25 protein-coding genes and 2 pseudogenes are annotated in these 25,893 nt (G+C 69.3%); 12 read left to right on the top strand and 15 right to left on the bottom strand.

The genetic code is table 11. The annotated features are described in order from the left end of the window. Nucleotides 1-28 precede the first annotated feature (28 nt). Nucleotides 29-1,234: a DNA recombination protein RmuC gene (locus ACFFF6_RS03530; protein ID WP_376978267.1), complete on the bottom strand. Its 1,206-nt coding sequence runs from the start codon at nt 1,232-1,234 to the stop codon at nt 29-31. A gap of 116 nt (nt 1,235-1,350) precedes the next feature. On the opposite strand from ACFFF6_RS03530, the gene ychF reads away from it, so the two are divergent. After that, nucleotides 1,351-2,436: a redox-regulated ATPase YchF gene (ychF, locus tag ACFFF6_RS03525; protein ID WP_376978265.1), complete on the top strand. Its 1,086-nt coding sequence runs from the start codon at nt 1,351-1,353 to the stop codon at nt 2,434-2,436. Between the two features lie 620 nt (nt 2,437-3,056). Continuing rightward, nucleotides 3,057-3,452, top strand: a pseudogene (locus ACFFF6_RS03520) (DUF933 domain-containing protein); the annotation flags it as partial. Between the two features lie 6 nt (nt 3,453-3,458). On the opposite strand, the gene ACFFF6_RS03515 reads toward ACFFF6_RS03520, so the two are convergent. Beyond that, complete coding sequence (locus ACFFF6_RS03515; protein ID WP_376978263.1) at nt 3,459-4,877, bottom strand: ApeA N-terminal domain 1-containing protein; 1,419 nt, start codon at nt 4,875-4,877, stop codon at nt 3,459-3,461. A gap of 255 nt (nt 4,878-5,132) precedes the next feature. On the opposite strand from ACFFF6_RS03515, the pseudogene ACFFF6_RS03510 reads away from it, so the two are divergent. Next, nucleotides 5,133-6,385, top strand: a pseudogene (locus ACFFF6_RS03510) (IS256 family transposase). 109 nt (nt 6,386-6,494) lie between these two features. Here ACFFF6_RS03510 and ACFFF6_RS03505 read toward each other — a convergent pair. Next, complete coding sequence (locus ACFFF6_RS03505) at nt 6,495-8,042, bottom strand: hypothetical protein (protein WP_376978261.1); 1,548 nt, start codon at nt 8,040-8,042, stop codon at nt 6,495-6,497. Between the two features lie 390 nt (nt 8,043-8,432). On the opposite strand from ACFFF6_RS03505, the gene ACFFF6_RS03500 reads away from it, so the two are divergent. Beyond that, entirely contained in the window at nt 8,433-8,771 is a 339-nt protein-coding gene (locus tag ACFFF6_RS03500; protein ID WP_376978259.1) for a VOC family protein, read from the top strand. 200 nt (nt 8,772-8,971) lie between these two features. On the opposite strand, the gene ACFFF6_RS03495 is transcribed toward ACFFF6_RS03500, so the two are convergent. Further along, nucleotides 8,972-9,964 carry an EamA family transporter gene (locus tag ACFFF6_RS03495; protein WP_376978257.1) on the bottom strand — a complete coding sequence of 331 codons (993 nt, stop codon included), beginning with the start codon at nt 9,962-9,964 and terminating at the stop codon, nt 8,972-8,974. A 71-nt stretch (nt 9,965-10,035) separates the two neighbouring features. On the opposite strand from ACFFF6_RS03495, the gene ACFFF6_RS03490 reads away from it, so the two are divergent. Then, nucleotides 10,036-10,938 (top strand): LysR family transcriptional regulator, encoded by a 903-nt coding sequence (locus ACFFF6_RS03490; protein WP_376978255.1) that lies wholly within the window; start codon nt 10,036-10,038, stop codon nt 10,936-10,938. A gap of 312 nt (nt 10,939-11,250) precedes the next feature. Here the strand turns inward: ACFFF6_RS03490 and ACFFF6_RS03485 are convergent, their stop codons facing one another. The 5 genes from ACFFF6_RS03485 to ACFFF6_RS03465 all read right to left on the bottom strand — a co-directional run bounded on the left by ACFFF6_RS03485 (nt 11,251) and on the right by ACFFF6_RS03465 (nt 14,594). Continuing rightward, a complete protein-coding gene (locus tag ACFFF6_RS03485) occupies nt 11,251-11,829 on the bottom strand; it encodes a hypothetical protein (protein ID WP_376978253.1) in 579 nt (192 codons plus the stop codon). A gap of 5 nt (nt 11,830-11,834) precedes the next feature. Next, nucleotides 11,835-12,647: a hypothetical protein gene (locus tag ACFFF6_RS03480; RefSeq protein WP_376978251.1), complete on the bottom strand. Its 813-nt coding sequence runs from the start codon at nt 12,645-12,647 to the stop codon at nt 11,835-11,837. Nucleotides 12,648-12,667: 20 nt separating this feature from the next. Then, complete coding sequence (locus ACFFF6_RS03475; RefSeq protein WP_376978249.1) at nt 12,668-13,189, bottom strand: hypothetical protein; 522 nt, start codon at nt 13,187-13,189, stop codon at nt 12,668-12,670. 75 nt (nt 13,190-13,264) lie between these two features. After that, entirely contained in the window at nt 13,265-13,822 is a 558-nt protein-coding gene (locus ACFFF6_RS03470; protein WP_376978247.1) for a dihydrofolate reductase family protein, read from the bottom strand. Nucleotides 13,823-13,973: 151 nt separating this feature from the next. Beyond that, entirely contained in the window at nt 13,974-14,594 is a 621-nt protein-coding gene (locus tag ACFFF6_RS03465; protein WP_376978245.1) for a CGNR zinc finger domain-containing protein, read from the bottom strand. Between the two features lie 83 nt (nt 14,595-14,677). On the opposite strand from ACFFF6_RS03465, the gene ACFFF6_RS03460 reads away from it, so the two are divergent. Further along, the gene (locus ACFFF6_RS03460) at nt 14,678-15,565 is read left to right on the top strand and encodes an NAD(P)-dependent oxidoreductase (RefSeq protein ID WP_376978243.1); all 888 of its coding nucleotides are present in this window, start codon (nt 14,678-14,680) and stop codon (nt 15,563-15,565) included. Then, complete coding sequence (locus ACFFF6_RS03455) at nt 15,562-16,764, top strand: MFS transporter (RefSeq protein ID WP_376978242.1); 1,203 nt, start codon at nt 15,562-15,564, stop codon at nt 16,762-16,764. The genes ACFFF6_RS03460 and ACFFF6_RS03455 overlap by 4 nt, the downstream gene beginning before the upstream one ends. A 64-nt stretch (nt 16,765-16,828) precedes the next feature. Here the strand turns inward: ACFFF6_RS03455 and ACFFF6_RS03450 are convergent, their stop codons facing one another. The 5 genes from ACFFF6_RS03450 to ACFFF6_RS03430 all read right to left on the bottom strand — a co-directional run bounded on the left by ACFFF6_RS03450 (nt 16,829) and on the right by ACFFF6_RS03430 (nt 20,077). Then, entirely contained in the window at nt 16,829-17,461 is a 633-nt protein-coding gene (locus ACFFF6_RS03450; RefSeq protein WP_376978241.1) for a hypothetical protein, read from the bottom strand. Between the two features lie 337 nt (nt 17,462-17,798). Next, entirely contained in the window at nt 17,799-18,158 is a 360-nt protein-coding gene (locus ACFFF6_RS03445; RefSeq protein WP_376978240.1) for a VOC family protein, read from the bottom strand. Between the two features lie 139 nt (nt 18,159-18,297). Further along, the gene (locus tag ACFFF6_RS03440) at nt 18,298-18,927 is read right to left on the bottom strand and encodes a glyoxalase superfamily protein (RefSeq protein ID WP_376978239.1); all 630 of its coding nucleotides are present in this window, start codon (nt 18,925-18,927) and stop codon (nt 18,298-18,300) included. 104 nt (nt 18,928-19,031) lie between these two features. Further along, on the bottom strand, nt 19,032-19,259 hold the full coding sequence (locus ACFFF6_RS03435; RefSeq protein ID WP_376978237.1) for an N-acetyltransferase: 228 nt from the start codon (nt 19,257-19,259) through the stop codon (nt 19,032-19,034). 140 nt (nt 19,260-19,399) lie between these two features. Then, nucleotides 19,400-20,077 (bottom strand): dihydrofolate reductase family protein, encoded by a 678-nt coding sequence (locus ACFFF6_RS03430; protein ID WP_376978235.1) that lies wholly within the window; start codon nt 20,075-20,077, stop codon nt 19,400-19,402. A 273-nt stretch (nt 20,078-20,350) separates the two neighbouring features. Here ACFFF6_RS03430 and ACFFF6_RS03425 point away from each other — a divergent pair, with 273 nt between their 5' ends. The 4 genes from ACFFF6_RS03425 to ACFFF6_RS03410 all read left to right on the top strand — a co-directional run bounded on the left by ACFFF6_RS03425 (nt 20,351) and on the right by ACFFF6_RS03410 (nt 23,939). Next, nucleotides 20,351-21,217, top strand: coding sequence for an AraC family transcriptional regulator (locus ACFFF6_RS03425; RefSeq protein ID WP_376978233.1), 867 nt, complete (start codon nt 20,351-20,353; stop codon nt 21,215-21,217). A gap of 223 nt (nt 21,218-21,440) precedes the next feature. After that, nucleotides 21,441-21,899: a hypothetical protein gene (locus tag ACFFF6_RS03420; protein WP_376978231.1), complete on the top strand. Its 459-nt coding sequence runs from the start codon at nt 21,441-21,443 to the stop codon at nt 21,897-21,899. Between the two features lie 419 nt (nt 21,900-22,318). After that, nucleotides 22,319-22,882, top strand: coding sequence for a dihydrofolate reductase family protein (locus ACFFF6_RS03415; protein ID WP_376978229.1), 564 nt, complete (start codon nt 22,319-22,321; stop codon nt 22,880-22,882). 121 nt (nt 22,883-23,003) lie between these two features. Then, complete coding sequence (locus tag ACFFF6_RS03410) at nt 23,004-23,939, top strand: alpha/beta fold hydrolase (protein ID WP_376978227.1); 936 nt, start codon at nt 23,004-23,006, stop codon at nt 23,937-23,939. A gap of 120 nt (nt 23,940-24,059) precedes the next feature. Here ACFFF6_RS03410 and ACFFF6_RS03405 read toward each other — a convergent pair whose 3' ends face one another. After that, a complete protein-coding gene (locus ACFFF6_RS03405) occupies nt 24,060-25,043 on the bottom strand; it encodes a GlxA family transcriptional regulator (protein ID WP_376978225.1) in 984 nt (327 codons plus the stop codon). A gap of 184 nt (nt 25,044-25,227) precedes the next feature. On the opposite strand from ACFFF6_RS03405, the gene ACFFF6_RS03400 reads away from it, so the two are divergent. Further along, entirely contained in the window at nt 25,228-25,818 is a 591-nt protein-coding gene (locus ACFFF6_RS03400; protein ID WP_376978223.1) for a cysteine hydrolase family protein, read from the top strand. Nucleotides 25,819-25,893 lie beyond the last annotated feature (75 nt).

Here is a 25,893-nt window from a genome sequence, read left to right as displayed (position 1 = left end):
TGGCGGCCGGGATCGGAGCGAGACACGATCATCCCGCCTGGGCATCCGGCTCGGACTGCTGCCCGGACGTGGGGCGGGTGCCCTGTGCGAGGTCCGCGATCTCCGCCTCGTCCAGGGTCCGGGAGCGCCGGGTCAGCTGGTCGACGTCCTCGATGCGCCCGGCCGTCAGCTTCATCTGCTCGAAGCGACGCGCGGTGACCAGGACCCGGGACTGCAGCGAGCCGACGGTGTCGTTGAAGGAGGCGACGGATGCGTCGAGCGAGCGGCCCAGCTTGCTGAGGTGCGAGGTCATCGTGCCCAGCCGGTGGTGGAGCTCCCGCCCGGTGTCGAGGACGGCGCGGGCGTCCCGGTTCAGGGCGTCGGTGCGCCAGGTGTGCGCGACCGTGCGCAGCAGCGCGACGAGCGTGGCCGGGGAGGCGACGACGACGTCCCGGCTGAAGGCGTGCTCGAGCAGGCCCGGATCGGATTCGAGGGCCGCGGCGAGCACCCCGTCGCTGGGAACGAACAGGACCGTGAATTCGGGGGTGTCGCCGAGCCCGGCCCAGTACGCCTTCTTCCCCAGCACGTCCACGTGGTGGCGCAGCGCCTTCGCGTGGGCCTGCCGGCGGGAGGCCGCACGCCGGGGGTCGGTCTCCTCGACGGCATCGAGGTAGGCGTCCATCGGCGCCTTCGCATCGACCACCACATGCCGGTCCCCGGACAGGTGGACCACGAGGTCCGGGCGCTGGGCGGCGTCGCCGGAGGCGCGCTGGCCCGCGAGCTGCTCGGTGAAGTCGACGTGCTCGATCATGCCTGCCGCCTCCACGATGCGCCGCAGCTGTACCTCGCCCCATCTGCCGCGGGAGGTGGGGGCGCGCAGCGCCGCGGTGAGCGCGCTCGTGCCCTGCCCCAGCTCCGCCGCGCGACGTGCGAGGTCCTGCAGATGCTGCTGCAGAGCGCCATCCGCGGTGACCCGCGCGTGCTCGGTGCGATGCAGGGAGCGCTCGAGCTGGCCGAGCGACTCGACGATGGGGGAGAGCGTTCGCTGCAGATCCGCCTCGCGGGCGGCATCGGCCGCATCACGGCGGGCGGCGTCGCGGGCGAAGCGCTCATCGGCCAGATCCAGGAGCTGGTCCGCAGCACGGGGCTCGTCACCGGCGGCCGCCGGACGGTGGCGCTGCACGAGCGCGGCGCCCGTCACGCCGAGGGCGAGGCCGACGAGGAGACCGATCAGGAGGGCGAGCGTGGGGTCCATGTGACCAGCACACCACGGGGCCCCGACAGACGAGCGGAGGTGAGGGAGGCGAACGTGCGCAGAGCCTCCCCGCAACGGAGGGACGGGAGCCGGGCGGGCCCGTAGAATCGGGTCCCGTGGCTCTTACTATCGGAATCGTCGGACTGCCCAACGTCGGCAAGTCCACCCTCTTCAACGCCCTGACCCGCGCCGAGGTCCTCGCCGCGAACTATCCGTTCGCGACCATCGACCCCAACGTCGGCGTCGTGCCGCTGCCGGACCCGCGTCTCGCGCAGCTCGCCGGCGTGTTCGGCAGCGAGAAGCTGGTGCCCGCGACCGTGTCGTTCGTCGACATCGCCGGCATCGTCAAGGGCGCGAGCGAGGGCGAGGGCCTGGGCAACAAGTTCCTCGCCAACATCCGCGAGGCCGATGCGATCTGCCAGGTCACCCGCGCCTTCTCCGATCCCGACGTCATGCGCGTGGCCGGCAGCGAGACGCCGGCCGGGGACATGGACACCATCGCCACCGAGCTGATCCTCGCCGACCTCCAGACCCTCGAGAACGCGCGGCCCCGCGTCGAGAAGGAGGTCAAGCGCAAGACCATGGAGGCTTCGGTCCTGCAGGCGATGGACGCCGCGACCGCTCTGCTCGAGACCGGGAAGACCCTGTTCCAGGGGGCGAAGGCCGCGGGCATCGACGTCGAGGAGCTGCGCGAGCTGCACCTCATGACCGCCAAGCCCTTCATCTACGTGTTCAACACCGATGAGGACGGTCTCGCCGACGAGGCCATGCAGCAGCAGCTGCGCGAGGCCGTGGCCCCGGCCGAGGCGATCTTCCTGGACGCCAAGTTCGAGTCCGAGCTGATCGAGCTCGACGCGGAGGAGGCCAAGGAGATGCTCGAGTCCACCGGGCAGGATGAGCCGGGCCTAGACAAGCTGGCCCGCGTCGGCTTCGACACCCTGGGCCTGCAGACCTACCTCACCGCCGGCCCCAAGGAGTCCCGCGCCTGGACCATCCCCAAGGGCGCGACCGCCCCGCAGGCCGCCGGCGTCATCCACACCGACTTCGAGCGCGGCTTCATCAAGGCGGAGATCGTCTCCTTCGACCAGCTCCTCGAGGCCGGCTCCATGGCCGAGGCCAAGGCCAAGGGCTGGGTCCGCATGGAGGGCAAGGAGTACGTCATGGCTGATGGGGATGTGGTGGAGTTCCGCTTCAACGTATAGATTCACTCGTCCGCCGGTCTAGCCTGGGTGACTTCATCGATAGATGTTCAGCGAGCTCGACTGGGTGGCAGGCGGTGGATCACTCGATGGCGTGAGAAGCGTTCGGGCCGATATGATCGGTGCATGGACTGGATAAGCCTTGTAGTACCCGTGTCGGCACTCGCCGGAGCTTTGCTCGGCGGATACCTTACGCAACTTACTGGAGGTTGGGTCGCGGAGCGACGTGAAGATCGTCGACTTCTAAGAGAGGCGCGTGCGGCTTTGGAGCGCTGGGTCGCGACCCGTACTGGCCCTCTCGGACTGGGGTATCCAGGAATATCTGCGGACGACATGGCTCCAATCGAAAAGCGGTCTCGGGAAGAGTTCTTTTCTCGACATTTTCAAGCAACATACGAAGCAAAGGCGGCCCTCGGTTCGGTGCGTCGGTTCGACGAAAGAATTGGACGGGTGCTCGATCAGGAGCGCTGGGACTTGCCCATCGAAAGTGTCGGCGAGCTCCGCGAAGCGCTAACGCAAGCTGAGCGGCGGGCGAAGCTCACTCAGCGGGAGACGAAAGCTTTGCTTGTCGATCCGCATGCTCGATAGGGGCTTAACCGGACTGGAGTGGAGCAATGTGAGACGGCCTGACCGATACCGCCATGCAGCAGCAGCTGCGGGAGGCCGTTGCCCTGGCCGAGGTGATCTTCCTGGACGCCAAGTTCGAGTCCGAGCTGATCGAGCTCGACGCGGAGGAGGCCAAGGAGATGCTCGAGTCCACCGGCCAGGACGAGCCGGGCCTGGACAAGCTGGCCCGCGTCGGGTTCGACACCTTGGGCCTGCAGACCTATCTCACCGCCGGCCCCAAGGAGTCCCGCGCCTGGACCATCCCCAAGGGCGCGACTGCCCCGCAGGCCGCCGGTGTCATCCACACCGACTTCGAGCGCGGCTTCATCAAGGCGGAGATCGTCTCCTTCGACCAGCTCCTCGAGGCCGGGTCCATGGCCGAGGCCAAGGCCAAGTGCTGGGCCCGTAAGTAGGGCAATTCAGAGTTGCTTGTCAGAGGCGCGCTTCCACTTCCCGCCTTTATCCAGGGAGAGTGTGTATGCGTCCAGCATCTGCTGAATCTCGTGGAAGCCGCCGTCTCGTCGGTAGGGGGTGAGGAGTTCTTTCTCCTTGCCCGTCAGGCAGATAGCGAGGAGACGAACGATCATCTGATTTACCTCGCTCACCACATGAGACTCGTCGTGCTGGGGGAAGTCGCCGCGATCGAAGTGCTTCACGTCGTTGTAGTTGTTGGCTACGGCCCGAGCGAGGCTGACCCGGTCAGCAATGGGATCCGGCCAATGAGCGTCGAGCACGTCAAGGCAACGGAAGGCGTAGGTAGCCGTAGTCGGCTTCGGATTTCGGGCCCTGCTCCATGTTTCTCGCTCTCCTGGTCGCTCCCCGATAATTACACCGGCGGCCTCGATGCTCATCGACGTCGAGACGATGATATCCTCAAGAAAGCTCGCAGGATTTCCCAGAGCGCCGGCGCTAGGCAAGATGAATCGCTTCCAGGTCTCGTAGTTCTCCGACCAGGCTTCGAGTCCCTCGGACCCAATCTGGGCCATGTGTGCAAGGGGGCGCCCGAGCTTCTTCGGGGTGGGGACCTCATTGCGGCGCTCTCGGTAGCTGTAACTGCTTACAACTTCGATCTCCGGGCGCTTACTTGTGCTTGTCGCGAAGAGTTCATCGCGCAGGTTGTGTTCCCGGAAAGACAGTGGGAGGCCGAACAAAAAGACCATCAGGTTTGCGACCTTGCGCTGCTCGATGAGATGGTCCAAGAAGGGCATTTGACCCGAGTCGGAAGAACTCTCAATAAATGCATTGTCCTGCAGGGAAATGAGGCGGTTGTAGCCGTCCTCGCTGGTCGAGTACCGCCATCCTGCTCGGATGGCCATTGTCACCTCGCCCTGTCGCCATGTCAGTCCATCGTTTTGCTGGATGTGCATTTCGACAGAGCGGACCTTGTTGGCCTCATTGAGACCGTTCTTCTGCTCTACACACGACAGCCTCGACCACTCATTCAAGCCATCCAGTCGGCTACGAAGTTCCTCTATGACCAGCGGGGGTTCGAGCGGGCCAGGACGCACACCGAATGCTGTGACCGTCGGCCGTAGGGTGCCAACAGATGTTCGACTTCCGTCCCACGTCTCAGTTTGCCCACTCCACACGACGTCAAAGAGCGAAATGGTCCCATCTCGGGTGGCGAAGAGCATGTTAGATGGCGGCGATTGATCCCGGAACCACGTGAGGACGTGGTTGAACTGCTCGATGCTCGGATCAGGCAGGTAGGGGACTTCGACCGTTATCCCTCGCTCCTGCGTCATCAGAATGGTGGCCCCAACGTAGGGGGTTCCATCGACGCCGTCGATAAGCAAGCCGCTGAGGCTGTCACCAAACTCGAGTCGCTTCATTTGCATGGACCGATTGTCGCACAAGTGTCTGACGCTCGAGCTGTCTCGAGCAGTTTCCGCGACAAGTGCTGCTTGGTGCATCAGGCTCGTTGAGGTGCAGCAACGAGGGCAAGAACAGGAACGACGCTACTGGCTCGTCCGCATTTGGGCCCCGCATAGTGGTGTAGCGCGGTGGCCCCGTGATCGTCCCGGACGAGGACGCGGCCACCGTGTGATCCTTCGAGTGAACCTCTAACAGCACTCTCGATCGGAGTCACCACGATGACCGCTCCTCATACTGTCGACCCTCAGAGCCTCCTCGGCGAAGCCCTGGCCGAAGCGTCCCCCGATCTGATGCGGACCCTGCTGCAGAAGATCATCAACGAGCTGCTGTCCGCGGATGCCGACCAGGTCGCCGGCGCGGAGTACGGGCGGCCCAGCAGCGACCGCGTCGCCCAGCGCAACGGCTACCGCCACCGCGACCTCGATACCCGCGTGGGCACCATCGACGTCGCCATCCCCAAGCTCCGCACCGGCACTTACCTCCCCGAGTGGCTGCTCGAGCGGCGCAAGGGTGCCGAGTCCGCTCTGATCACCGTGGTCGCCGACTGCTACCTCGCCGGCGTCTCCACCCGCCGCATGGACAAACTAGTCAAGACCCTCGGCATCAACAGCCTGTCGAAGTCGCAGTTCAGCAGGGTGGCGGAGTCGTTGGACGAGCACGTCGAGCAGTTCCGTCACCGCCTCCTGGACCAGGCGGGCCCTTTCACGTTCGTCGCCGCCGACGCACTGACGATGAAGGTCCGCGAGGGCGGACGCGTGATCAACGCGGTCGTGCTGCTGGCCACCGGCGTCAACGGGGACGGGCACCGGGGAGTCCTCGGCATGCGCGTGGCCACGTCCGAGACCGGTGCGGCGTGGAACAGCTTCTTCGCCGACCTCGTCGCCCGGGGTCTGGGCGGGGTGCGTCTGGTGACCTCCGATGCGCATGCGGGACTGGTCGAGGCGATCGCCGCGCACCTGCCTGGCGCGTCCTGGCAGCGGTGCCGCACCCACTATGCCGTGAATCTGATGAGCATCTGCCCCAAGATCATGTGGCCAGCGGTCAAGGCGATGCTCCACAGCGTCTATGACCAGCCCGACGCAGCGGCCGTCCAGGCCAGTTCGACCGGCTGCTGGACTACGTCAGTGAGAAGCTCCCGGCGGTGGCCGAGCACCTCGATGCAGCCCGAGCGGACCTGCTGGCGTTCACGACGTTTCCCAAGGGCGTGTGGGTGCAGATCTGGTCGAACAACCCCACCGAGCGGTTGAACAAGGAGATCCGCCGCCGCACCGATTCCGTAGGCATCTTTCCCAACCGCGACGCGATCGTCCGCCTCGTCGGCGCGGTCCTGGCCGAGCAGACAGACGAATGGGCCGAGGGACGCCGCTACCTCGGCCTCGACGTCCTCAACCGCTGCCGCCTCACCCTCGCCCCCAGCAGCGTCCCCGAGAGTGAGGCGAGCCCCCAGGCCCTTCCCGCCCTGACCGCCTGACCCCTCAACCAGACCGAAGGACTGCTACACCACTACCAGGGACTTGACCTCTAGATGAGACGCGGGTCTGTTTTCTTTCTACCCCGGGTACAGGGGATGTCGAGTTGGCTTAGTGTCGCCACCAGCTAGGCCGACCGATCATGCCCGGATGCCATGGTCGGGGCTGCGGCACGTGTATAGCTTGCGGCTCGGTCTTTCGGTACGCAGCGCCGTAGTCCGTGTGGGGTGCGGAAGGATCCCAGCCCTCCATGTATGGACGGAGATCCTCAGCGGAAGGCTCTGCGTCGAAAACGTCGTCGTCTAGGCGGGCCAGGTTCTTGACCGGATCGATCTCGTCCGCGCGATCTCGTGCCCATTGCAGCCACTGCTGCAGTCTTGGGCGATCTACGAGCAACTGCTGGTCGACGGCGTCAGATTGGAGCTGTTCCGCGAACGCGCGCAGCTCTCTCGCTTCCTGCCAAGCTGTGAACGCGCGAGTAAAGGTGGTCTCGCGCAGCTCGAGCATGGCCTTGTCGCGGGCTCGACTGCGCACCTCCTGCCAGGTCCGCAACTCCTCAGCCTTCTGACGCTCGAACTCCAGGCTGGCCTGCTCCCGGCGTCGCTCGTCGCGCTCGCGGGCATCCCTGTCGTCGTCGACGCCCTTCTTGATCGCGCGAGCTATCTGCCGGACTTGTTGCTCGAGCGAATTGCGCTTCGTATCCGAGAACTCGTCGACGTTATTCCTGCACCAGGAGTTGCCGCGACTGTCCGGTTTCGTCATGTGCGAACCCTCGCGGTTCACGCGAAGTAGCAGGCGGCCGGAGCGAACGTGATCGACTTCCGGGATCTGCTTCCAGGGCGCGCGCCGGAGCTCCCGCTGTTCCTGGGGTGTCATTTCGTGTGGGACCTCATCGTGGATCTCCGTCAAGAAGACGTCTCGGCGTTTGCTGCCGACTTGGAGAAACAATTTGGGGGTCTTCAACTTGACGTTGGCTCCAAGCTTCAGGTCCTCGGCGCGAAGTCGCTCGGCGAGGTCGAGCAGAAAGTCGGTCGCGCGAGACCGCAGGCTTTCACTCAGCTCATCTAGGATCGAAGATGTCTCCAGCGCTGTCTGCAACGCCCCGAGGTCCGTCGTGACCTTCCTTGTCGTCAGCCGGATGCGGTTCCAGTCCGTCTCGTCGGCGGAGGAGCCGGTGACGAGCGTGATGACGATGTCGCCGGTGTTGCGGCCAGTGAAGCGCAACTCCTGTCCGACGGGCACGAGGTGGCGGGACCTACAGGCGTGTAGGGCTCGGCGGTAGCTCGCGCGTGTCTTCTCGTCTGGATCGGCTACGGTGATCGTGCCCTCTTCCTGAAGGCGCTCGATCAGTGCCCTTGCGATCTCCAGCATCGCGGGGTCGCTGTCATGGGTGCGAGGATCTGGTGCCTCCACAGCGCTGGCCTGGACGCGGGAAGAGTTCGGAGGGTATGTGCCGTGTTCGAGGTAGTAGCCGCCAGCCTCGGTGGTCGAGGCTGACCAGGTCCTCGCGTGTCCCTTGATCGTCACCAACCCTCTGGACTTCAACGCAGCGGCGCTGCTCTTGTACGAAAAATCTTCCTCGGGCCACCTGCCCGCAGGGCATCCTTCTGCGATCCACTTCAGGACGTGGAGCTGACGATCGTTCAGAGGGCTCTTCATGATCTGAGCGTAGTGCGAAGGGCCGACACCACCAGCCTCCTGTGGGGTTGCGGAGCTCGTCAGTGCGGCGGCGCTTCCCTGGTGACGCGCTGCTCGTGGCATCCTCCCTGCTATGCGCGCCGGTCCGGGTGCCACGGAGATGGTGGCCGGGTGGGCGGTGACGATCAGTTGGTCGGAGCCGAGGAGGTGGGACTTGAAGTCTTCGCGTTAGGTCGACGATCGCCCCCTGACCCCAGACTGCCCTACGTGCTGGGACGTGGTGGAGTTCCGCTTCAGCGTCAGAGGATCATCCCTGACACGTCGCGGGCGTGCCCACGGTGCCGGTGGCGTTCCGTCGTCGCGGAGAGGGGAGGAGCGACCTGGCGATGTCCAGATCGGTAGTGTGGTGGCATGGATCAGAATCTTGTGACGTGGCTTCAAATCCCGGCGGACGATGTCGATGGGGTCTGGCACTTCTACGGTCGCGTCTTCGGTTGGTCGGCGCAGGCGACGTACGCGAATGAATCGCGACCCGGGGCGATCTACGGTGAGGTGGTTCCGCGCACGGAGGATCTTCGGGAACCGCGGCCGGTGATCCGAGTCTCGGACATCGATGCCACGCTGGCGCAGGTGGAGGCCGAAGGCGGGTCGATCGTCGCGGGGCGGAAGGAGATACCGGAGATCGCGATGGTCTTCGCAGTGTTCGCTGATCCGGCGGGGAACCTGATCAACGTGGTCGGAGACATGTGATAGTCCACCGCTCGGCTGAGGGTGCATGTGATCGGCCTCGGCAGCGTTCTGGCGCGGGCAGGCCCTGTGGGGGCTCAGCACCTGGGCCACGGCGTGACTCGCGGAGGCATTCGGTGGGCAGCTGATCTCAGGTGCGGCGACGTGGTGGAGTCCCGCATCACCGTGTGATCGTTCCTCCGGCTCCCGGCGGGTCTCCGAGGTCATCCTCGGCTATCGCTCCCGATGCCTGCCGCTGCCGCTTCCGTCGGCGTCCCGCCGCACGCTTCCCTCATGGCTCGCGCGCGCGAGGGTGGAGCTCCCGCGCTCCTCTTCGGTCCAGATGCCCGCGGAAGCCGCCGCAGAGACCCGAGGAGCACGCCGCTCACGAGGAGTACCCCGCCGAGCAGTTCCTGCCATGCCGCCGCCTGCCCGAGCATGATCCATGCGGCGGCGATCCCGACGACCGGGACGAGCAGCGAGAACGGCGCGACCGAGCCGGCAGGGTGGCGCGCCATGAGCCAGGACCAGACTCCGGACCCGGCGATCGTCCCGATGAGCACGGTGTAGGCGAGCCCGGAGAGCGCAAGGGCGCCGGTCGGGGTGGCGAGGGTGGAGAAGGAGCTCATGATGGCGTCTGGGCCTTCGACGATGAGGGACAGGGCGAGCATCGGAAGCGGCGGGACGACCGACATCCACAGCGTGAGGCGCAGCGGCTGGGTGGTTCGAGCCTGTCGATTGCAGATGTTGCCGATCGCCCACCCGAACGCGCCGGCCACGGTGAGCAGGAACGGGAGGATCGCGGCCGCCTCCGCCCGGTACGCGCCGACAGTCGCCAGACCCGCCACCGCGACCAGGATGCCGATGAGCTGCGGACGGCTCAGCCGCTCGCGGAGGAGCGTCGCACCGAGCAGGACGGTGAAGGGAGCGGAGGTCTGGAGCACGAGGGATGCGAGTCCGGCCGGCATCCCGATCGCCATGCCCCAGTAGAGGAACAGGAACTGGAGGGTGCCGAATCCCAGGCCGTATCCGATGAGCCATCTCCACTCCACATCCGGGCGCGGGACGAGAAGGAGCGTCGGGATCGCGATGAGAGCGAAGCGGAACGCCACGAGGAAGTACGGCGGGAACTGTGCGAGGGAGGCGTCGATCGCGAGGAAGTTGAAGCCCCACATGATGGCGACGGAGGCCGCGAGGAGTCGGTGTGTCATCGGCATGGCTCGATCGTGGTCCGTACGTCGCTGAAGCACAATCGAGAAGTTCTGCATCGGTGCTGTAGGGTGCCTTCATGGATCCGAGGCACCTCGAACTCCTGCGGCAGTTCGCCGAACATGGCAGCGTCACGGCGGTCGCGGAGGCCACGCACCGCACTCCCTCGGCCGTCTCCCAGCAGTTCCGCACCGCCGAGCGCGCCTTCGGGGCTCGACTCCTCGAGCCCGCGGGCCGCGGGCTGCGCCTCACCCCGGCCGGCGAGGTTCTCGCCGCCGGCGGCGAGCAGGTGGCCGTCGCGGTCGAGCAGGTCCGGGCGCAGTGGGACTCCTTTCGCTCCGGTCCGCGCGGAACGGTGACGGTCGCGGCGCTCGCGAGCGCCGCGACGTTCCTCTACGCCTCCCTGCTGAAGCGCTTCTCCGGCACGGGAGTCGAGCTCGTCCTCCACGATGTCGACGTCGCGGAGGAGTCCTACGCCGAGCTCACCCGCGAGTTCGACATCGTGATCGGGCACAGCCTCTCGGGTCCGAGCCCTGCGGGCTCCGATGGCCTGCGCCTCCTGCCGCTCGTCCGGGAACCTCTCGACATCGCGATGGCGCCGGACCATCGGCTCGCCGCTCTCACGGCGGTGACCCCGGAGGACGTCGCGGAGGAGACCTGGATCGGCGTCCCCGAGGGCTACCCGTTCGACACGGTGCTCCGATCGCTCGCGCTCGCGGTCGGACAGGACCTCCATGTCGTCCAGAGGCTGCGGGACAACCGACTCATCGAATCGCTCGTCGGCACCAGCGACCATCTGGCCCTGCTGCCGCGGTTCACGACGCCGACGACCGGGCAGGTCGTGCTGCGACCTCTCGCGGGCGTGGAGGCGAGACGGTTCGTCACGGTCCTGAGCCAGCCGCATCGTGCCGAGCGCTTGGCCGTCCGCGCTGTCCTCGAGGCGCTCGGGGGCGTCGCGAGGGACGTCGCCTCCCCGCGGTGACGACCGTCCCGTCGAGGTATCGGGCGCAGCGCGCCCACGCCAGCACTCGATCTTCCGGCCGGGGGGGAAGGAACGGGTACGCGGCCAGCACCGCCAGCGCGGGGACGACGACCACGAATCGGGCCCAGCGGGTCGGGGTCCACCAGCTGGTCGGCGTGTTCACCGTCTCGACGGTCATGACGTGAACGCGCGTCTCCCGTCCAGGACCTGCGATCCCTCTGCAGGGGCCGGGGGCTCGTGGCCTCGGGGCCGCCCAGATGCGCCACAGGCGTCCTCCTCCCGGCGCCGGCAGCGATCGGTGCAAGATCGCTCCTATCCTGCGTCGTCGGGCCAGCCGTCGAACAGGATGTCGTCCAGCTCCTCAGGATCATGGGTGTTGTGACGGAACCGGATCGGGCCACCCTTCCGACGGCCGAGCCGTTCGCCCTCGACATGGAGCCGCCGCCGCAGCACGGCCCCGTCCGACAGCACCGCGCTGATCCGCAGATCCCACCAGGTCGCGTCGTCACCGCTGCCGGGATGCTCGATCGCTCGATCCACGGTGCCCGTCGTCAGCCGCCCGTCGGCGAAGCAGGCCTGCTGCCGTCGCGTCGTCGAGAGCAGGGACGCGATCGTGCCGCCGAACACGATGGCCGCCGTCACACCCCAGACCCACCAGTGCAGCCAGGAGCGGTCGACGTCGCCGACGCTCGACCAGACGGCCACGGCGATCGAGGCGAACGGAGCCAGGCAGAGCAGCGCGATGCCCGCGAGCATCGCGACCATGCTGATGCTCTCGATCTTCGACCAGCGCCTGATGCGCCTGCGCACCTCCGGGGTGCGCGCCGCGGCCATCCACTCCCGGGTCTGCTCGTCGGTCGCGACCAGACCGAGGAGGGAGATGTTCTTCATGATCCTCATCGCGCCCTCCGCTCATCCCTCCGACGCAGCGTCGCCCGGATCCTCCGCAGCTTCGCCGGAACAGGCACCGGCGTGACGAGGACGTCGCCGCCCTCCGCGCGAGGCTCGGTGATGAGCAGCCACTGGTGCTCCACCGGCTCGCCTGCCGTCTGCGGGAGGGGCATGTGCAGGATGTAGTAGCCGCCCTTCGCCGCAGCGCCGAACAGATCCTCCGACGAGATGGGTCCCGATCCGGGCGGCGCGCTGTTCTCGAGGAGCCACTGCTCGAAGGCCTCGTGGATCCGCGCGGCGTGCCCGTCGTCCAGCCGGTGGTCCAGCGCGATGTGGGTCGCCCAGGCGCCGCCCTCGCCGTCGTCATAGCTCACCGAGGCGCGGTGGATCGAGTGGGCGACGCTGCGCTCATGGATCCACCGGTTCTCCCTGCTCAGGTCCCTCCAGACGCTCAGGCGCAGAGCCAGCACGCAGACCGACACGAGCAGCCAGATCCCCACCGCGATCCAGATGAGCCAGACGAACCACACAGGCCACGCGTGCACGGTCTCGCCGAAGAACGAGGCGTTCCCTCCCCGGCCGGTCGGGTCCGTGACCGCTTGCTGGACGAGGAAGCCGAGCGCCGTGATCGGCAGCAGCACCCAGACGACCGGTGCGGTCACGAGCGTGGTGCGGCGGAAGTCCTCGCTGCCCGCCCACGCGGCGACTTCTTCGACCGATTCCGCACGGGGTGCGGGGCCGGGGCGGGAGATGCCGGGCACGGGGCCGGCGGTCACGCGCTCCCAGATCCCGGCACCGCTGCCCGTCATGGTCTGCATATCGGCTCACCTCCCAGCCGTCACGCTCGGCGAGGACGGCCGCGGTCAGGCCTCGACGGCTCCGTCGTCATGCCCGTGCCCCTGGCGCTCCGCGCCGACCGGGAACGCAGCAGGACCGAGCTGACCAGGGCGGCTGGTGCGACGATCAGGAGCATGGCGCCGATCCCGATCACCTGCGGAGCGGGCTCGTACTCGGTGCCTGCAGGAGACGACCGAACGCTCAGGCCCGCGCGTCCCAGGAGCAGCCCGGCGCCGACGCACCCCGCCCAGGACCCGAGCGTCCCCAGCAGGAGCGGCCACGGGGGAATGGTCCGACGCCCGGTCCGGGCGGAGCTCGCGCCCGTCCACCCGGCCAGCAGCGCGCAGAGGACGGCGGCCGGGAACAGCCATGGGGTCCCGAGCAGATCACGCCCCGGGAAGGCGACCAGCACGAAGGGGATCGCGAACATCATCGCCCCCGAGGCGCACCAGAGCAGCGCTCTCAGGGGCCGTGTCCAGCTCGCGCGGCGGACGACGACGTGGGTGGTGTTCCTGATGCTCATCTCGGGATCTCCGATGCTCGGCGGTCCTGCCGCGGGCTGCGGGAGCCCCAGGACGGCGATGCCGCCCAGGGCGCCTCAGGACGATGCGGACGTCGCGGGCCTGTAGGTCAGGGCCAGGTTCCCCTTCGGGAAGGACTTCACGTCGATCAGCGTCAACCTGGTGAGCTCGGTGAACAGCGGGCTTCCGCTGCCGTGGGCGAAAGGGCCGACCAGCAGGTGGTATTCGTCGACCAGGTCTTCGCGGACGAGCGCCTGGGCGAACCGGACGCCGCCGTGCGCGAGGATCGGGCCGCCGTCCTCGGCCTTCAGCCGGGCGATCTCGGTGGCCAGGTCCCCTGAGCAGACGGTGGTCCTCGGCCACGGCGTGTCGATCGGCGAGCGGGAGAAGACGACCTTGGGGATGGAGTTCATCGCGTCGGCCTCGGGGCCCGTCTGGAACGGCCAGTGTCCGGCCATGTCGCGGTAGGTGCGGGAGCCCATCGCGTGCACTCCGGCCGAGCCGAGCACGGCGGCCATGTGCGCGATGAACTCCTCGTCCTCGTCGTACTCGACGAAGACGTCGTCGCGCACCCCCGGCGGAGCCGCGGCGTATCCGTCGAGGGACAGGCTGTGGCGGAGGATGAGCGGACGCATGAGGACTCCCAGCGGTGGAGCGCCCCGGCCTCGTGGGGGCGATGATCTCACCGTACTCGTCCTGTCGCCGTCCCGCGTGCTCGAGGGCGCGCATCCGTGCGGCGACGGGGCGAGCGCCGCACGACAGCTTGATCGCCCCTTCTCGTCTCGGTCAGGGGACGACGTCCGTGGCGCGGGGCCCGCGGAATCTGGCCTTCTTGGCGCGGTTGCCGCAGTGGTTCATCGAGCACCAGCGCCGATTCCGTGCGCGGCTGGTGTCGACGTAGAGGCCGCCGCAGTCCGGGTTCTCGCAGGCCTTGATGCGATCGCGGTCCTCGCTCCCGAACACGGTGATCGCGTGCTGGGCGATCAGTCCGAGCGCTGCGCCGGTCGTGTCCGTCGAGCGGGTGCGCCAGGCCAGGCCGGATGCGGTGAGCTCGGGGAAGGTCTCGCCCTCGGAGGCGAGCCGGTTGATGAGCTCGACGTCCTCGGGCCGCGGATCCGTGACTCCTCGGGTCCCGCTTCCCGCCAGCGCCGTGCCGGTGCGATGGATCGCCTCGCGGAGACGGTGCGCCAGGGCGAGATGAGGCGGCGCCGCCGGATCCGGGCCGAGGCGCAGACCGGTGGCCTCCAGCCAGTCGTCGAGGCGGGCGGGGGTGGGGAGCCGTTCCACCGGGCTGCCGTAGCGGTCGCTGACGGTCGCGGTGAACCGGAACGCCAGGTGCTCGTTGTCCAGCCGGAACGCCGGCTGTGCGGCCGCCGCTCCCGGCTCCGGTGACGCAGGAGAACTCATGGAACCAGTCTAGTTGGTTCTTCTGCCGCGCAGCAGGTAGCCTGGAACCGGTTCAAGTGGTTCCATATGGAGGAGTGAAGGTCATGACGGATGTGACGGTGGTCGGCACCGGGGCGATGGGATCCGCGATCGCGGAGAACCTCGTCGCGGCGGGGTACGAGGTGGCGGCATGGAGCCGGGATGCGTCCCGCCTCGTGCCGCTGGCGGGGGCAGGGGTGGTCGCCCTGGAGCGCCCTCGCGGGATCTTCGGCTCACCGGTGGTGTTCTCGGTGCTGGCCGATGACGCGGCGATGCGCGAGGTGTTCCTCGACTCCGGACTGCTCCAGGAGGCCCCGGCTGGAGCGGTGCACGTGAACCTCGCGACGATCAGCCCGGCGCTGGCGGAAGAGGCCGTGGCCATGCATGCCGAGCACGGCATCGGCTATGTGGCCGCGCCGATGTTCGGCGGGGTGCCGGTCGCCAGGGCCGGCAAACTCACCATCGTCGCCGCCGGCGATCCGGCCTCGGTCGAGCGGGTGCGCCCGATGCTGGAGGCGATCAGCACCCGCGTATGGCCGGTCGGCGCGGCGCCCCGGCAGGCGAACGTCGTCAAGGTCGCCGGCCAGGTTCTCATCGCCTCGGCGATCCAGTCGATGTCCGAGGCGGTGAGCATCGCCGAACGCGGCGGCGTCGACGCCGACACCGTGGTGGAGCTGTTCACCTCCACCATCACGCCCGGTCCGGTGTACACGAACTACGGCGGGCTCATCGCCGCGCAGCGGTACCAGCCGGCCGGGTTCACGCCGGTGCTGGGGCGGAAGGACGTGGACCTGGCGCGTGCGCAGGCGGCGTCGACCGGGCTGCGCCTGCCCCTCGGCGACCTGCTCTCCGCGCTGCTGACCGAGGCGATCGAGATCGGGCACGACCGTGACGACTGGGCCGCGCTCGCGGATGCTCAGCGCCACCGCGAGCTCCGCGAGGAGGCCCGGTGACGGCGGCGACCGAGGCGCAGGCGCAGACCCGGCGCGTCGATCGCGGCGGCTTCCCCTGGGTCGCGCTGCTCGCCCTCGCCGCGGCCGGGTTCCTCGCGATCTTCACCGAGACCATCCCCGCAGGGCTCCTCCCGCAGCTCTCGGCCGGTCTGGGCATCTCCGAGTCCGCGGCCGGCCAGCTGGTCACCCTCTACGCGATCGGCTCCGTGCTCGCGGCGATCCCGCTGGTGGCTGCCACACGGCGGGCGAGCCGCAAGAAGGTGCTGCTGGTCGCTGTGCTGACGCTGCTGGTGTTCAACACGGTCACCGCGCTCGCGCCCTGGTACGCGCTCATCCTCGTCGCCCGGTTCGTCGCCGGTGCGGCAGCGGCGCTGGTGTGGGGCGTCCTCGCCGGCTGCGCCCGCCGCCTCGTCCCGCCCGCGCTGCAGGGACGGGCGCTCACGGTCACGGGGATCGGGCAGCCCATCGCGCTCGCCGCGGGCGTGCCGCTCGGCGCGCTCGCGGGCTCGCTGGTGGACTGGCGGTGGGTGTTCGCGGCGATCTCCGTGGCCGCCGCGCTCCTGGCCGCCTGGATCGCCGTCGCCGTGCCCGACATCCCCGGGCAGGCGTCCTCGGACCACATGCCGCTGCGCGGCGTGATCCTGCTTCCCGGCATCCGCGCGGTGCTGTTGGTCGCGCTCGTCTGGGTACTCGCGCACAACATCCTCTACACCTACATCGCCCCGCTGCTCGAACCCACCGGACTGCGCCTCGACATCGGGCTCGCGATCTTCGGCATCGCCTCCTTCCTCGGGATCACCGCCACGGGTGTGGTGATCGATCGAGCTCTGCGGGGAACAGTCCTCGCCGTCCTCGTGCTCATGGGGGCGGCGGGGCTCGCCCTGGCGCACCCCGCCCTCGGCGCGCTGGGCATCGCGGGCGCGGTCGCGATCTGGGGGGCCGGCTTCGGCGGCGCACCCGCTCTGCTGCAGACGGCGCTGGCAGATCGCGCAGGAGAGCACACCGATGCCGCCCAGTCGGTGTTCGTCACCGTCTTCAACGCCGCCGTCGCGGGAGGAGGCCTCGTCGGCGGACTCGTCCTCACAGCCCAGGCGCCGGTCGCGGCCCTGGCGTGGACCGCCGTCGGTCTCGTCGCCGTGGCGATCCTGGCGGTCGTCTGCGGGAGGCGAGCATTCCCGCCGGGACGCCGAGGAGCGTGATCGAGATCGTCCGTCGAGGTCCTCCGCCGGATGCCGCTCACCGCCGGCGATGCGAGCCGCCGCCTCAGTCCCGGTGCAGGAGGTGCCGTGTGCTCGCGTGGAAGAGCTCGGGGCTGAGGTCGAGATCCGTGTCGATCGTCGTGGGAGCCCACGCCTCCGTCGAGCTGTCCGCGCGCAGGACGGCATCGGCGAGGAAGTCCGCGATGACCTCCAGCACGGGTGGTTCGCAGGTAGGGCAGGAATTGACCTCGTACACCACGTATTCGCCGGTCGTGAGATTCTCGCCGACGTCGATCCCTCCGATGAGAGTGCCGGCGGCCCGTGATGCGCGCGCGGCGATATCGGCCAGTCCCGGGGAGAGGGGGCACATCGCGATGGACCCGCCGGACGCGACGTTGGTGACCCATGCGCCATCGGGTGCGTAGCGGTACATCGCGAAGACCGGATGATGGTTCACCGTGTAGACGCGGATATCGCGACCCGGATTGTCGATCCACAGCAGCAGCTCCTCGAGCATCCAGCCGACGACGAGATCCGGTTCGAGGGTCTCTCCGCGGACCGTGAAGCTGATTCCTGCGGGGCCCAGATGCGTGACCAGATCGAAGGGATGCACGCGGATGATCTCGACCCCTCGCCTGCGGACCTCGGGGAAGAGCACGTCATGGTCCTCGTCGTCCCGCGCGTCGCCCAGGATCACGATCAGGGGCAGGTCAGGGGGGGGCTCCGCCGCGGACCCGCGGTGATCGAGGTGGACATGGCAGGGACCCTTCACCGGGGGGAGCCCTCTGCTGGACCATTCGCGACGCTCCCGCTCTGCGACCAATATGGCAAGGGAAGAAATATATCGGGCGCCGATGGAAAGAGCCGGTTCCTCAGTATTCCTCGGCATGACGGGTCTTCGCCGTGTCATTTTCCGGCGCAGGCTGCCGCGGGGCGCGCCGACCGCCCCTCCCAGCTCTGCATTCTCACCGCGGGCGGACCCGCCGTGACGCTCCGCGCGCCGCCCGACGACGATCCGCGCGAACTCCCGACGGTCACGCCTCCGCGAACACGCCCAGCCGGTTCCCGCTCGGATCGGTGAACTCGAACCGTCGACCGCCCGGGAAGGCGTAGGGGCCCGCGACGATGGTGCCTCCGGCGTCCGTCACCGCGGTGACGGTGGCGTCGAGGTCGGTCGAGAAGAGCAGTACCAGCGGCCCGTCCGCGGACGGGGCCGCGAAGGTGCTCAAGCCGCCGATCTCGCCGTCGCCGTCCGCCGCGCGGATCCCCGCGTACTCGGGCCCGTAGTCGTGGAACTCCCACCCGAAGGCGGCGGCGTAGAAGGCGCGGGCGGCCTCGAGGTCGGTGACGCCGAACTCGATGTAGCTGATGGCGTGGTGCACGGGCTGGGGCATGCTGACCTCCGAGGTAGGCGTGCGTGTCGCGAGCGTAGCAGCGTCCTCCGGGCGCGGGCGGCGCGGGCATCGGCTGCTCGATCCCGTGACTCGCACGGTCCGTCTCGCGCGTCGCCGTGGCCCGTCTCCTGCCCGTCCCTCAGCCGACGAACGTGATCGCGTTGCCGTCAGGGTCGCGCACGATGAAGTCCGTCCCGCCCCACGCCTGCTTGGTCAGCTTCTGCACGATCTCGACATCGGCGGCCAGGTACTCCGAGTAGAGGTCACGGACGTTCGGGGCGTCGACGAACGCCATGATGAGCCCGTTCCGCTCGGCTGCACCTGGCGCGAACACCGGTTCGTGGACGAGCTTCAGGTGGAGAGCCGCGCCGTCGCGCGACACCGATCCGTAGAACGGGGGACTGCCGTGCAGGAAGTCGATGCGGAAGCCGAGCATGCCCCGGTAGAAGGTCGCCGCGGCATCGACATCGGCGACGAAGAGCACCGGGGTGGCGCGAGCGAGGGCAGTGCTCCCGGCGCTCGGGTCCACCCTGCTGGGCCGGGCGGCCTCGGTGCTCGCTCGGAGCGAGGCCCCATCGGGGAAGCCCGCCTCGAGCGCGATGATCTCCTGGGCCTCGGCGAGGGGGAACGGCAGCGCGAGCGCGTCGCGATCGGTCAGCGCGCGATAGCGCGCGAGCTGCCGGATGCGACCGCCGATCGAGAAGTTCCCGTCGCGGTGCCAGCGGACGAGCAGCTTCGCCTGCTTCCTGTAGGTGTCGAGCGTGGGCATGACGAGGTCCTCTTCGTCGGTGAAGTAGGTGGGCCTCGCCCTTTCGGCGTGCTGCGCCGCTGCGCCCTACGACCGGGTGTGCACCCGCGCCAGGGGCTCAGAGGCTAGCACAGGCGGGGTTCCGCGGCGCCGGCCGGCGCCGGCCACACCATCGTCAGCTGATGTGCCCGGCCGCCTCCCGTGAGCCGCAGCCCGGGTACGGCGGAGGCGGTGCCATGGGGCACGAAGCCGCTGCGGGCGAAGAACCGGGCGGCGCGCTCGTTCTCCACGAGGGTCTGCAGGTAGGCGCCCGCCGCTCCCGCCTCGCGCACGTGCGTCTGGAAGGCCTCCATGAGCTCCTGGGCGATCGGTGCCGCGAGATCGCCCGGGCCATGCGGTCGTCCTCGCTGGGTACCACGCCGTGTCCGAGCGACCCCGCGAGGTACCCGACGAGCGCGCCGTCCGCGACGGCGACATCGTCGCGGCGTTCGGCTCAGCTCGCAGAGCCCCGTCTGCTCAGCAGGAGGTGGACGACGCCGCTGGGCGAGGGGATCGCCTCGATGGCGTAGTGCTCCTCCAGCCCCTCCAGACCCGTCCAGAGGTTGACGCCGCGACCGAGCAGGATCGGCACCTGGACCAGATGGGCGGTGTCGATGAGCCCGGCGGCCAGGAAGTCGCGCACGATGCTCGGGCCGCCGCCGATGCGCACATCGAGACCGCCCGCCGCCTCCTTCGCGATCTCGAGCGCCTGCGCGGGGGAGGCGTCGAGGAAGTGGAAGGTGGTGCCGCCCTCCATCTCGAGCGGCGGTCGCGGGTGGTGGGTGAGGACGAAGACAGGCGTGTGGAACGGGGGGTCCTCGCCCCACCAGCCGCGCCATTCCCCATCGGTCCCGACATCGGTGACCGGCCCGGAGCGCCAGCTCCACTTCCCGCGCCCCATGATCTCCGCGCCGACCCCTCGTTCATGGCGGGAGGCGAGGAGGTCATCGATACCGGTGCTCCCCGCCGACGGGTCGGGATCCCCGGTCATCCGCGCCCACATCCGGGTCGCGAACATCCAGGTGTGCAGGCGCTCCCCGGCATGCCCGAACGGCTCCTGCTGCGTGAGACCCTCGCCGGTGCCGTACCCGTCCAGCGAGATCGAGAAGTTGTGGACGACGACCTGGGACACGATGATGCTCCTTCGCAGCGGCGGTGCGCCGACCGTATGCCGAGCGCGTGCCCCGCGCAAGTGATCGCCGTCCCGCGCCCTCGTCCCTGCGACGTCCGGTTCCGGGCACGGCATCCCTGTTCTGGAGGTCGGTGATCATCGACCTCCCCTCCGCCCGGGGGGATCGCGCAGTCGCTCGCCGGTCCGCTCTGCACCGAGGCTGATAGAACCGGTCCGGAGATGTCGGGCGGGCATGGCGCCCGACGGACCAGAGTGGAGGCGAAGGGAGCACCCATGATCGAGATCCTCAACCGACTCGTCGACGAGATCGAGCTCCGCCTCGGCGGTGAGATCGACGTCGATGCACTCGCGGCGGAGGCAGGCACGACGGGCTACCACGTCCGCCGCATGTTCTCCTCGCTCGCGGGGATGCCGGTCTCCGAGTACGTACGCCGTCGCCGGATGACGCTCGCGGCGGCCGATGTGATCGGTGAGGAAGATCTGCTGACGATCGCCGTGCGCTGCGGCTACGGCTCCGTCGAGGCGTTCGGGCGGGCGTTCCGCTCGGTCCACGGGGCCGCTCACGGCGACGTCCGCCGTGACGGTGGCCCCCTTCGTCCCCAACCCACACTCAGGTTCCGCCTGACCGTCGAAGGGAGCACCGCCATGGACGCTCGCATCACCCACCGCCCCGACCTGCGCCTCATCGGGCATGCCGTGCGGGTGCCGCTGATCCACGACGGGATCAACCCGCACATCCAGCAGCACATCGCCTCGCTGCCCGCCGCGGAGCATCTACGGCTGAAGAGGCTGAGCTCCGTCGAGCCCCGCGGCCTGCTGCAGGTCAGTGCAGACCTCGACCCTGGCGCCACGGAGGGCGGCGAGCTGACCTACGTGCACGGCGTCGCGACCAGCGCAGACGACGATGTGCCCGACGACCTCGACGCGATCACCGTCAAGGCCGGAGCCTGGGTCGTGTTCCGCACCTCCGGACCCCACCCGCAGGCGCTGCAGGAGGCCTATGCCGCTTCGGCCACCGAATGGTTTCCCTCGAACCCATGGCGGCTGCGACCGGGGCCGTCGATCGTGGCGATCCTGGAGCATTCCGCGGACTTCAGCACGGCGACCTGCGAGCTCTGGATCCCGATCGAGCGCGCCTGAGACCACGGGGCCGCTCCGCGTAGGCTGGGGATGTCCACAGCCCGCTTCGCGAGGAGATCCCATGGACCCGCTGCCGACGATCGCCGCTCCTGGACATTCCGGTGACGGGCGTTGCTGGACCCGATGCGGGCGGACGATGCGCGGGTGCCGGATCCGCGGTCTGCTTGCGATCGCCGTACCGCTGCTCCTGCTCGGTGCGGCCGCCTGCACCGGTCCGGGCACTGTGGAACCGCCTGCCGGGGCGCCCCCCGCCACCGGGTCGACGTCCACGGAGGCGCCGGGATCGCAGGAGCCCACAGAATCCGAGGAGGCCGCGGCGACGACAGCCCCCTCGGCCGAAGCCTCCGGGGCCGAGGACCCGGCCCCGGGCCCGGAGGCGGTCGAGGGCCGCTGGTGCAGCGCCGATGCGGACGACGACTCCGCCATGGCGTGCTTCACCGTCGAGCTGCCCACCGTGACCTACGACGACGGCACCGCCTACGACATCACCGCCCACGACTCGCCCTGGGACCACGGCGACGGTGTGTTCGAGTACGCGATGGAGGACGCGCCGTTCGGCACCTACTACCCCGCGGGCGTCCCGCTCGAGGGCTACGACGGGAGCTACGGCCCGGACCCGATCGACCAGGACCGCATCTGGAACTCGCAGGCCGGCCCGCTCGCGCTGCGCGTCGAGGACTGACCGCCGGCGACCGCGCCCTGCCGACCCGCGCGGCGCCATCGGCCCCCGATCCTGACGTCCCGACGTCCGGGTGCGGTGAAGCTGTGGCTTTCGGCGCCGGATTCCCGCATCTTCGCCGCATCGGCGGGGCAGTGAGTGAACGGCGTGGTGGGGTCGCGGGGCGTGCGGTGAAGCTGTGGCTTTGGGCGCCGGATTCCCGCATCTTCGCCGCACTGCTGGGGGCGAGGGCGCGACGGAGCGCGCGTCGGCGGGGTGGGCCGAGCGCGTCGGGGCAGGGCGGGGGAACGGGCGCGGGACAGGGCGGGGCGGGGGATCGGACGCCGTGCGGGGGTCTCTCTTGACGAGCCCTCCGCGACGGCCCTACGGTCAGCCGCACGGCGCGCCCGGATCCCCGGGCGCGATGACGGAGGAGTCGTCGCATGGGTGTTCTGACGTTCGCGATCAACACGACCCTGGACGGATGCATCGACCATCGCGAAGGCATCGCCGATGACGAGACGCACGCGTTCTTCACCCGGCTCATGGACGAGCACGGGGCGATGCTCTGGGGACGCATCACCTACGAGATGATGGAGAGCTACTGGCCGCAGGTCGCCCGCGGCGAGGTCGAGGCGCCGGAGGCGATCCGCCGCTGGGCCATCCAGCTCGAGCAGAAGCCGAAGCACGTCGTCTCCACGACCCGCAGCGACTTCCCCTGGACCGGAAGCCACCATCTCGTCGGCGACCTGCGCACCGCGGTGCAGGAGCTCAAGGATCGCACCCCGGACGGCGTCCTCCTGGGCAGCTGCCGGCTCGCGACGGCGCTGGACCGCATGGACCTGATCGACGAGTACGTGCTCCTCGTCCACCCGCGGATCGTCGGCCACGGCCCCACCCTCCACGAGGCCGGGCTCGCCGAGACTCGCCGCCTCGAGCTGCTCTCGGCGCAGCCCCTGCGCTGCGGAGCGGTCGCGATGCGCTACCGGCGCGACGCCCGCGCCTGATCGCGCCGCCCTCGCAGCGAGCTCAGAAATCCCCCTCTGACCTGGGGATGAGCATGTCGGTGCGTGCTATCGTGCGATCATCGGACCTGCTCTCATCCACCGTCGCATGAAGGAGCCGACCATGGCGCTCATCGAGATCGACCTCCCCTCGAGCAACGGCCGGGACACGATCCACGCCTGGGTGCATGAACCGTCCCTGCCGCCCCGCGCCGTCGTGCATCTGATCCATGGGCTCGGCGAGCACTCGCGCCGGTACCTGCGGCTGATCGCCCGCCTGCTCGACGAGGGATTCGTGGTCGTCGCCGACGACCATGCCGGGCACGGCAGGACGGCGATGACCTCCGGCATCTGGGCCGATGCCGGCGATGGGGCGGACCGCGTCGTCGTCGCCGACGAGCAGAGCCTCCGCGCGAAGGCGAGGGCGCTGCACCCGGACCTGCCGTACATCGTCTTCGGGCATTCCTGGGGGTCGATGATCGCGCGCGGGATGGCGGCCGCGTCGAGCGCGGAGATCGACGCGCTCGTGCTGGGCGGCATCGCCGCCCAGATCCACGGGATCGAACAGGTGCTGGACCGCGACGCCCTGGCCTCCGCTGCCGATGCCGAGGCGCCGGCGGACGCCGCGCTCGTCCAGCAGGTGTTCGACGGCTTCACCGCTCGGTACGGTCCCGATGCTGGCCCCACCGACTGGGTCGCCCGCAGCGCGGATGTGGTCCGCGACCACGCCGCCGATCCGCTGAACAACTTCGGCGCGCCCATGAGCGTGCGGTTCCTGCGCGGCTTCGTCGACCTCTACGACGCCGTGAACGACGCCGCGTGGTACGACGCCGTCCGGCCCGACCTGCCCGTCCTCATCCTCGCCGGGAGCGAGGATCCGGTCGCGAACTACGGCGAAGGGGCGTTCCACGTCGCGAACAGGCTCGTCGCCACCGGCCATCCGGACGTCCGCACGTGCGTCTGGGCGGGGTTCCGTCACGAGGTGCACAACGAGCCGGAGATCCGCGACCAGGTCGCGGACGAGATCGTCTCCTTCGTCGACCGCGTCATCGGCGGCTGAGGGGGGGGGGGGGGGGAGGCTCCCCTGACGCTCGCCGGCGGCCGATCAGCCCGCTTTCGCGGGCGCCGATGACGAGCTGAGCCTGGTCCTCGCGCCCGGGCGTCAGGACGCGCGAGAGCATCAGCCGCGAAGGCGGAACCGCTCGCGGTACTCGCCGGGCGTGATGCCGAGGCTGCGCCGGAAGGCTCGGGCCAGGGTGTCCACGGTGCCGAACCCGCAGGCCGATGCCACGGCGGCGAGCGTCTCCTCCGTGGTCTCGAGACGGTTCTTGGCGAGCTCGACGCGGGCCGACTCGATGTAGGCCGCGGGGGTCGTGCCGAGCTCGGTCCTGAAGATCCGGCTGAGCTGGCGCTCGCCGATGTGGACGTGCGCGGCGAGGTCCGCGACGGTGATCGGCTCGCCTGCATGCTCGGCGATGTAGCGGCGCAGGTCGTCGACGCGCCGGGTGCTGGAGGCCGGCTCGAGGGGGACGCTGAACTGGCTCTGTCCGCCCGGCCGCCTGAGGTAGACCACGAGCTGGCGGGCGACGCGCTGCGCGAGCTGTTCGCCGAAGTCGTCGGCCACGAGGGCGAGGGCGAGGTCGAGGCATGCGCTGATGCCCGCCCCGGTCCACACGTCGCCGTCGCGGATGAAGATCGGGTCGGGGTCGACCTCGACCTGGGGATGCTCCTCGGCGAGCTGGCGGGCCGTCGACCAGTGCGTGGTCGCCCGCCTGCCGTCGAGCAGCCCCGCCGCGGCGAGGACGTGGGCTCCGACGCAGACGGACGTCAGGCGGCGGGTGCGATCGGCGAGCTCGCCGATCCGGGCCACCACGGAGGGGTCGGCTCTCGCCCGCACGCGGCGCTGGTCGTCGACGTCGACGGCCCCGGGGACGATGAGCGTGTCGATGCTCCTGCCCGCGAGTTCGTCGAACGTGACGTCCGGCAGCACCCGCACCCCGGCGGAGGTCGTCACCGGTGCCGCCGTCTCCGCTGCGAGGACCACCTCGTAGCCGGTCGGCTCGTCCATCTCCCGCTGGAGCAGCGAGAAGACCTCCGGCGGTCCTGACACGTCGAGCAGGTCGATCCGGTCGAACAGCACCACCACGATCAGGCGTGTCCTCATACGGCCTCCTTCTCCCCGGGCCCTCTCCCGCGGATGTCGGTATCTGCAGGTTACATGGCATTGCCGACACGATGGTCCGCTCCTAGCGTGGACGGGGAACCGCACGATGCGGAACGCGGCACGAGAGAACGATGCGGACCGCGGCACGAGAAGAAGACGGCAGAGAAGAGAGCAGGGACATCCCATGGCGCGCACGACCCTTCGAGAGCTCAACGGCCTGGACCGGACCCCCGCGGTCCTGGCGCGATCGACGGTGGTCCTCATCGACTACCAGAACACCTACACCACCGGCGTCCTGGAGCTCGAGGGCTGGCGGGCCGCCCTCGACGCCGCCGGCGACCTCCTCGCCCGCGCCCGGGAGGCAGGGTCTCCCGTCATCCACGTCGTCCACGACGGCGGCGCGGGGACCCCGTACGACATCGGTGCGGAGATCGGCCGCATCCACCCGGACGTCACCCCGATCGAGGGCGAGGCCACGGTCGTCAAGGGAGCGCCGAACGCGTACGTGGGCACGGATCTGGGGGCGCTCGTGGACGCCGCCGGGAACGAGGACGTCGTCCTCGCCGGCTTCATGACGCACATGTGCGTCCAGTTCACGGCCGAGGGGACGTTCCTCGCGGGGAAGAGGCCGACCGTCGTCGCCGACGCCTCGGCCACCCGCCCCCTCGACTCGGGGATCGCACCCGTCTCGGCCGAGCAGCTGCACGCCGGGGCGCTGGCGACGATCGGCGACCTCTACGGCGTCGTCGTGAGATCCGCATCCGACCTCGGCTGACGGCGCCGTCCCGGCCTCGGGTCGGGGTGAGCATGTCCCGTCGAACCCCCGCACGATGCCGCCGTCGCATGGTAG

This window comes from Brachybacterium hainanense, from assembly GCF_042434575.1.
Lineage (GTDB): Bacteria > Actinomycetota > Actinomycetes > Actinomycetales > Dermabacteraceae > Brachybacterium > Brachybacterium hainanense.
This window is presented reverse-complemented; position numbering and strand designations above follow the sequence as displayed.

Excerpts from the sequence above, each read along its gene's own strand:
- ACFFF6_RS03530 (WP_376978267.1), bottom strand. The coding sequence starts at position 1,234 with ATGGACCCCACGCTCGCCCTCCTGATCGGTCTCCTCGTCGGCCTCGCC.
- ACFFF6_RS03515 (WP_376978263.1), bottom strand. The coding sequence starts at position 4,877 with ATGCAAATGAAGCGACTCGAGTTTGGTGACAGCCTCAGCGGCTTGCTT.
- ACFFF6_RS03505 (WP_376978261.1), bottom strand. The coding sequence starts at position 8,042 with ATGAAGAGCCCTCTGAACGATCGTCAGCTCCACGTCCTGAAGTGGATC.
- ACFFF6_RS03500 (WP_376978259.1), top strand. The coding sequence starts at position 8,433 with ATGGATCAGAATCTTGTGACGTGGCTTCAAATCCCGGCGGACGATGTC.
- ACFFF6_RS03495 (WP_376978257.1), bottom strand. The coding sequence starts at position 9,964 with ATGCCGATGACACACCGACTCCTCGCGGCCTCCGTCGCCATCATGTGG.
- ACFFF6_RS03490 (WP_376978255.1), top strand. The coding sequence starts at position 10,036 with ATGGATCCGAGGCACCTCGAACTCCTGCGGCAGTTCGCCGAACATGGC.
- ACFFF6_RS03485 (WP_376978253.1), bottom strand. The coding sequence starts at position 11,829 with ATGAAGAACATCTCCCTCCTCGGTCTGGTCGCGACCGACGAGCAGACC.
- ACFFF6_RS03480 (WP_376978251.1), bottom strand. The coding sequence starts at position 12,647 with ATGCAGACCATGACGGGCAGCGGTGCCGGGATCTGGGAGCGCGTGACC.
- ACFFF6_RS03475 (WP_376978249.1), bottom strand. The coding sequence starts at position 13,189 with ATGAGCATCAGGAACACCACCCACGTCGTCGTCCGCCGCGCGAGCTGG.
- ACFFF6_RS03470 (WP_376978247.1), bottom strand. The coding sequence starts at position 13,822 with ATGCGTCCGCTCATCCTCCGCCACAGCCTGTCCCTCGACGGATACGCC.
- ACFFF6_RS03465 (WP_376978245.1), bottom strand. The coding sequence starts at position 14,594 with ATGAGTTCTCCTGCGTCACCGGAGCCGGGAGCGGCGGCCGCACAGCCG.
- ACFFF6_RS03460 (WP_376978243.1), top strand. The coding sequence starts at position 14,678 with ATGACGGATGTGACGGTGGTCGGCACCGGGGCGATGGGATCCGCGATC.
- ACFFF6_RS03445 (WP_376978240.1), bottom strand. The coding sequence starts at position 18,158 with ATGCCCCAGCCCGTGCACCACGCCATCAGCTACATCGAGTTCGGCGTC.
- ACFFF6_RS03440 (WP_376978239.1), bottom strand. The coding sequence starts at position 18,927 with ATGCCCACGCTCGACACCTACAGGAAGCAGGCGAAGCTGCTCGTCCGC.
- ACFFF6_RS03435 (WP_376978237.1), bottom strand. The coding sequence starts at position 19,259 with ATGGAGGCCTTCCAGACGCACGTGCGCGAGGCGGGAGCGGCGGGCGCC.
- ACFFF6_RS03425 (WP_376978233.1), top strand. The coding sequence starts at position 20,351 with ATGATCGAGATCCTCAACCGACTCGTCGACGAGATCGAGCTCCGCCTC.
- ACFFF6_RS03415 (WP_376978229.1), top strand. The coding sequence starts at position 22,319 with ATGGGTGTTCTGACGTTCGCGATCAACACGACCCTGGACGGATGCATC.
- ACFFF6_RS03410 (WP_376978227.1), top strand. The coding sequence starts at position 23,004 with ATGGCGCTCATCGAGATCGACCTCCCCTCGAGCAACGGCCGGGACACG.
- ACFFF6_RS03405 (WP_376978225.1), bottom strand. The coding sequence starts at position 25,043 with ATGAGGACACGCCTGATCGTGGTGGTGCTGTTCGACCGGATCGACCTG.
- ACFFF6_RS03400 (WP_376978223.1), top strand. The coding sequence starts at position 25,228 with ATGGCGCGCACGACCCTTCGAGAGCTCAACGGCCTGGACCGGACCCCC.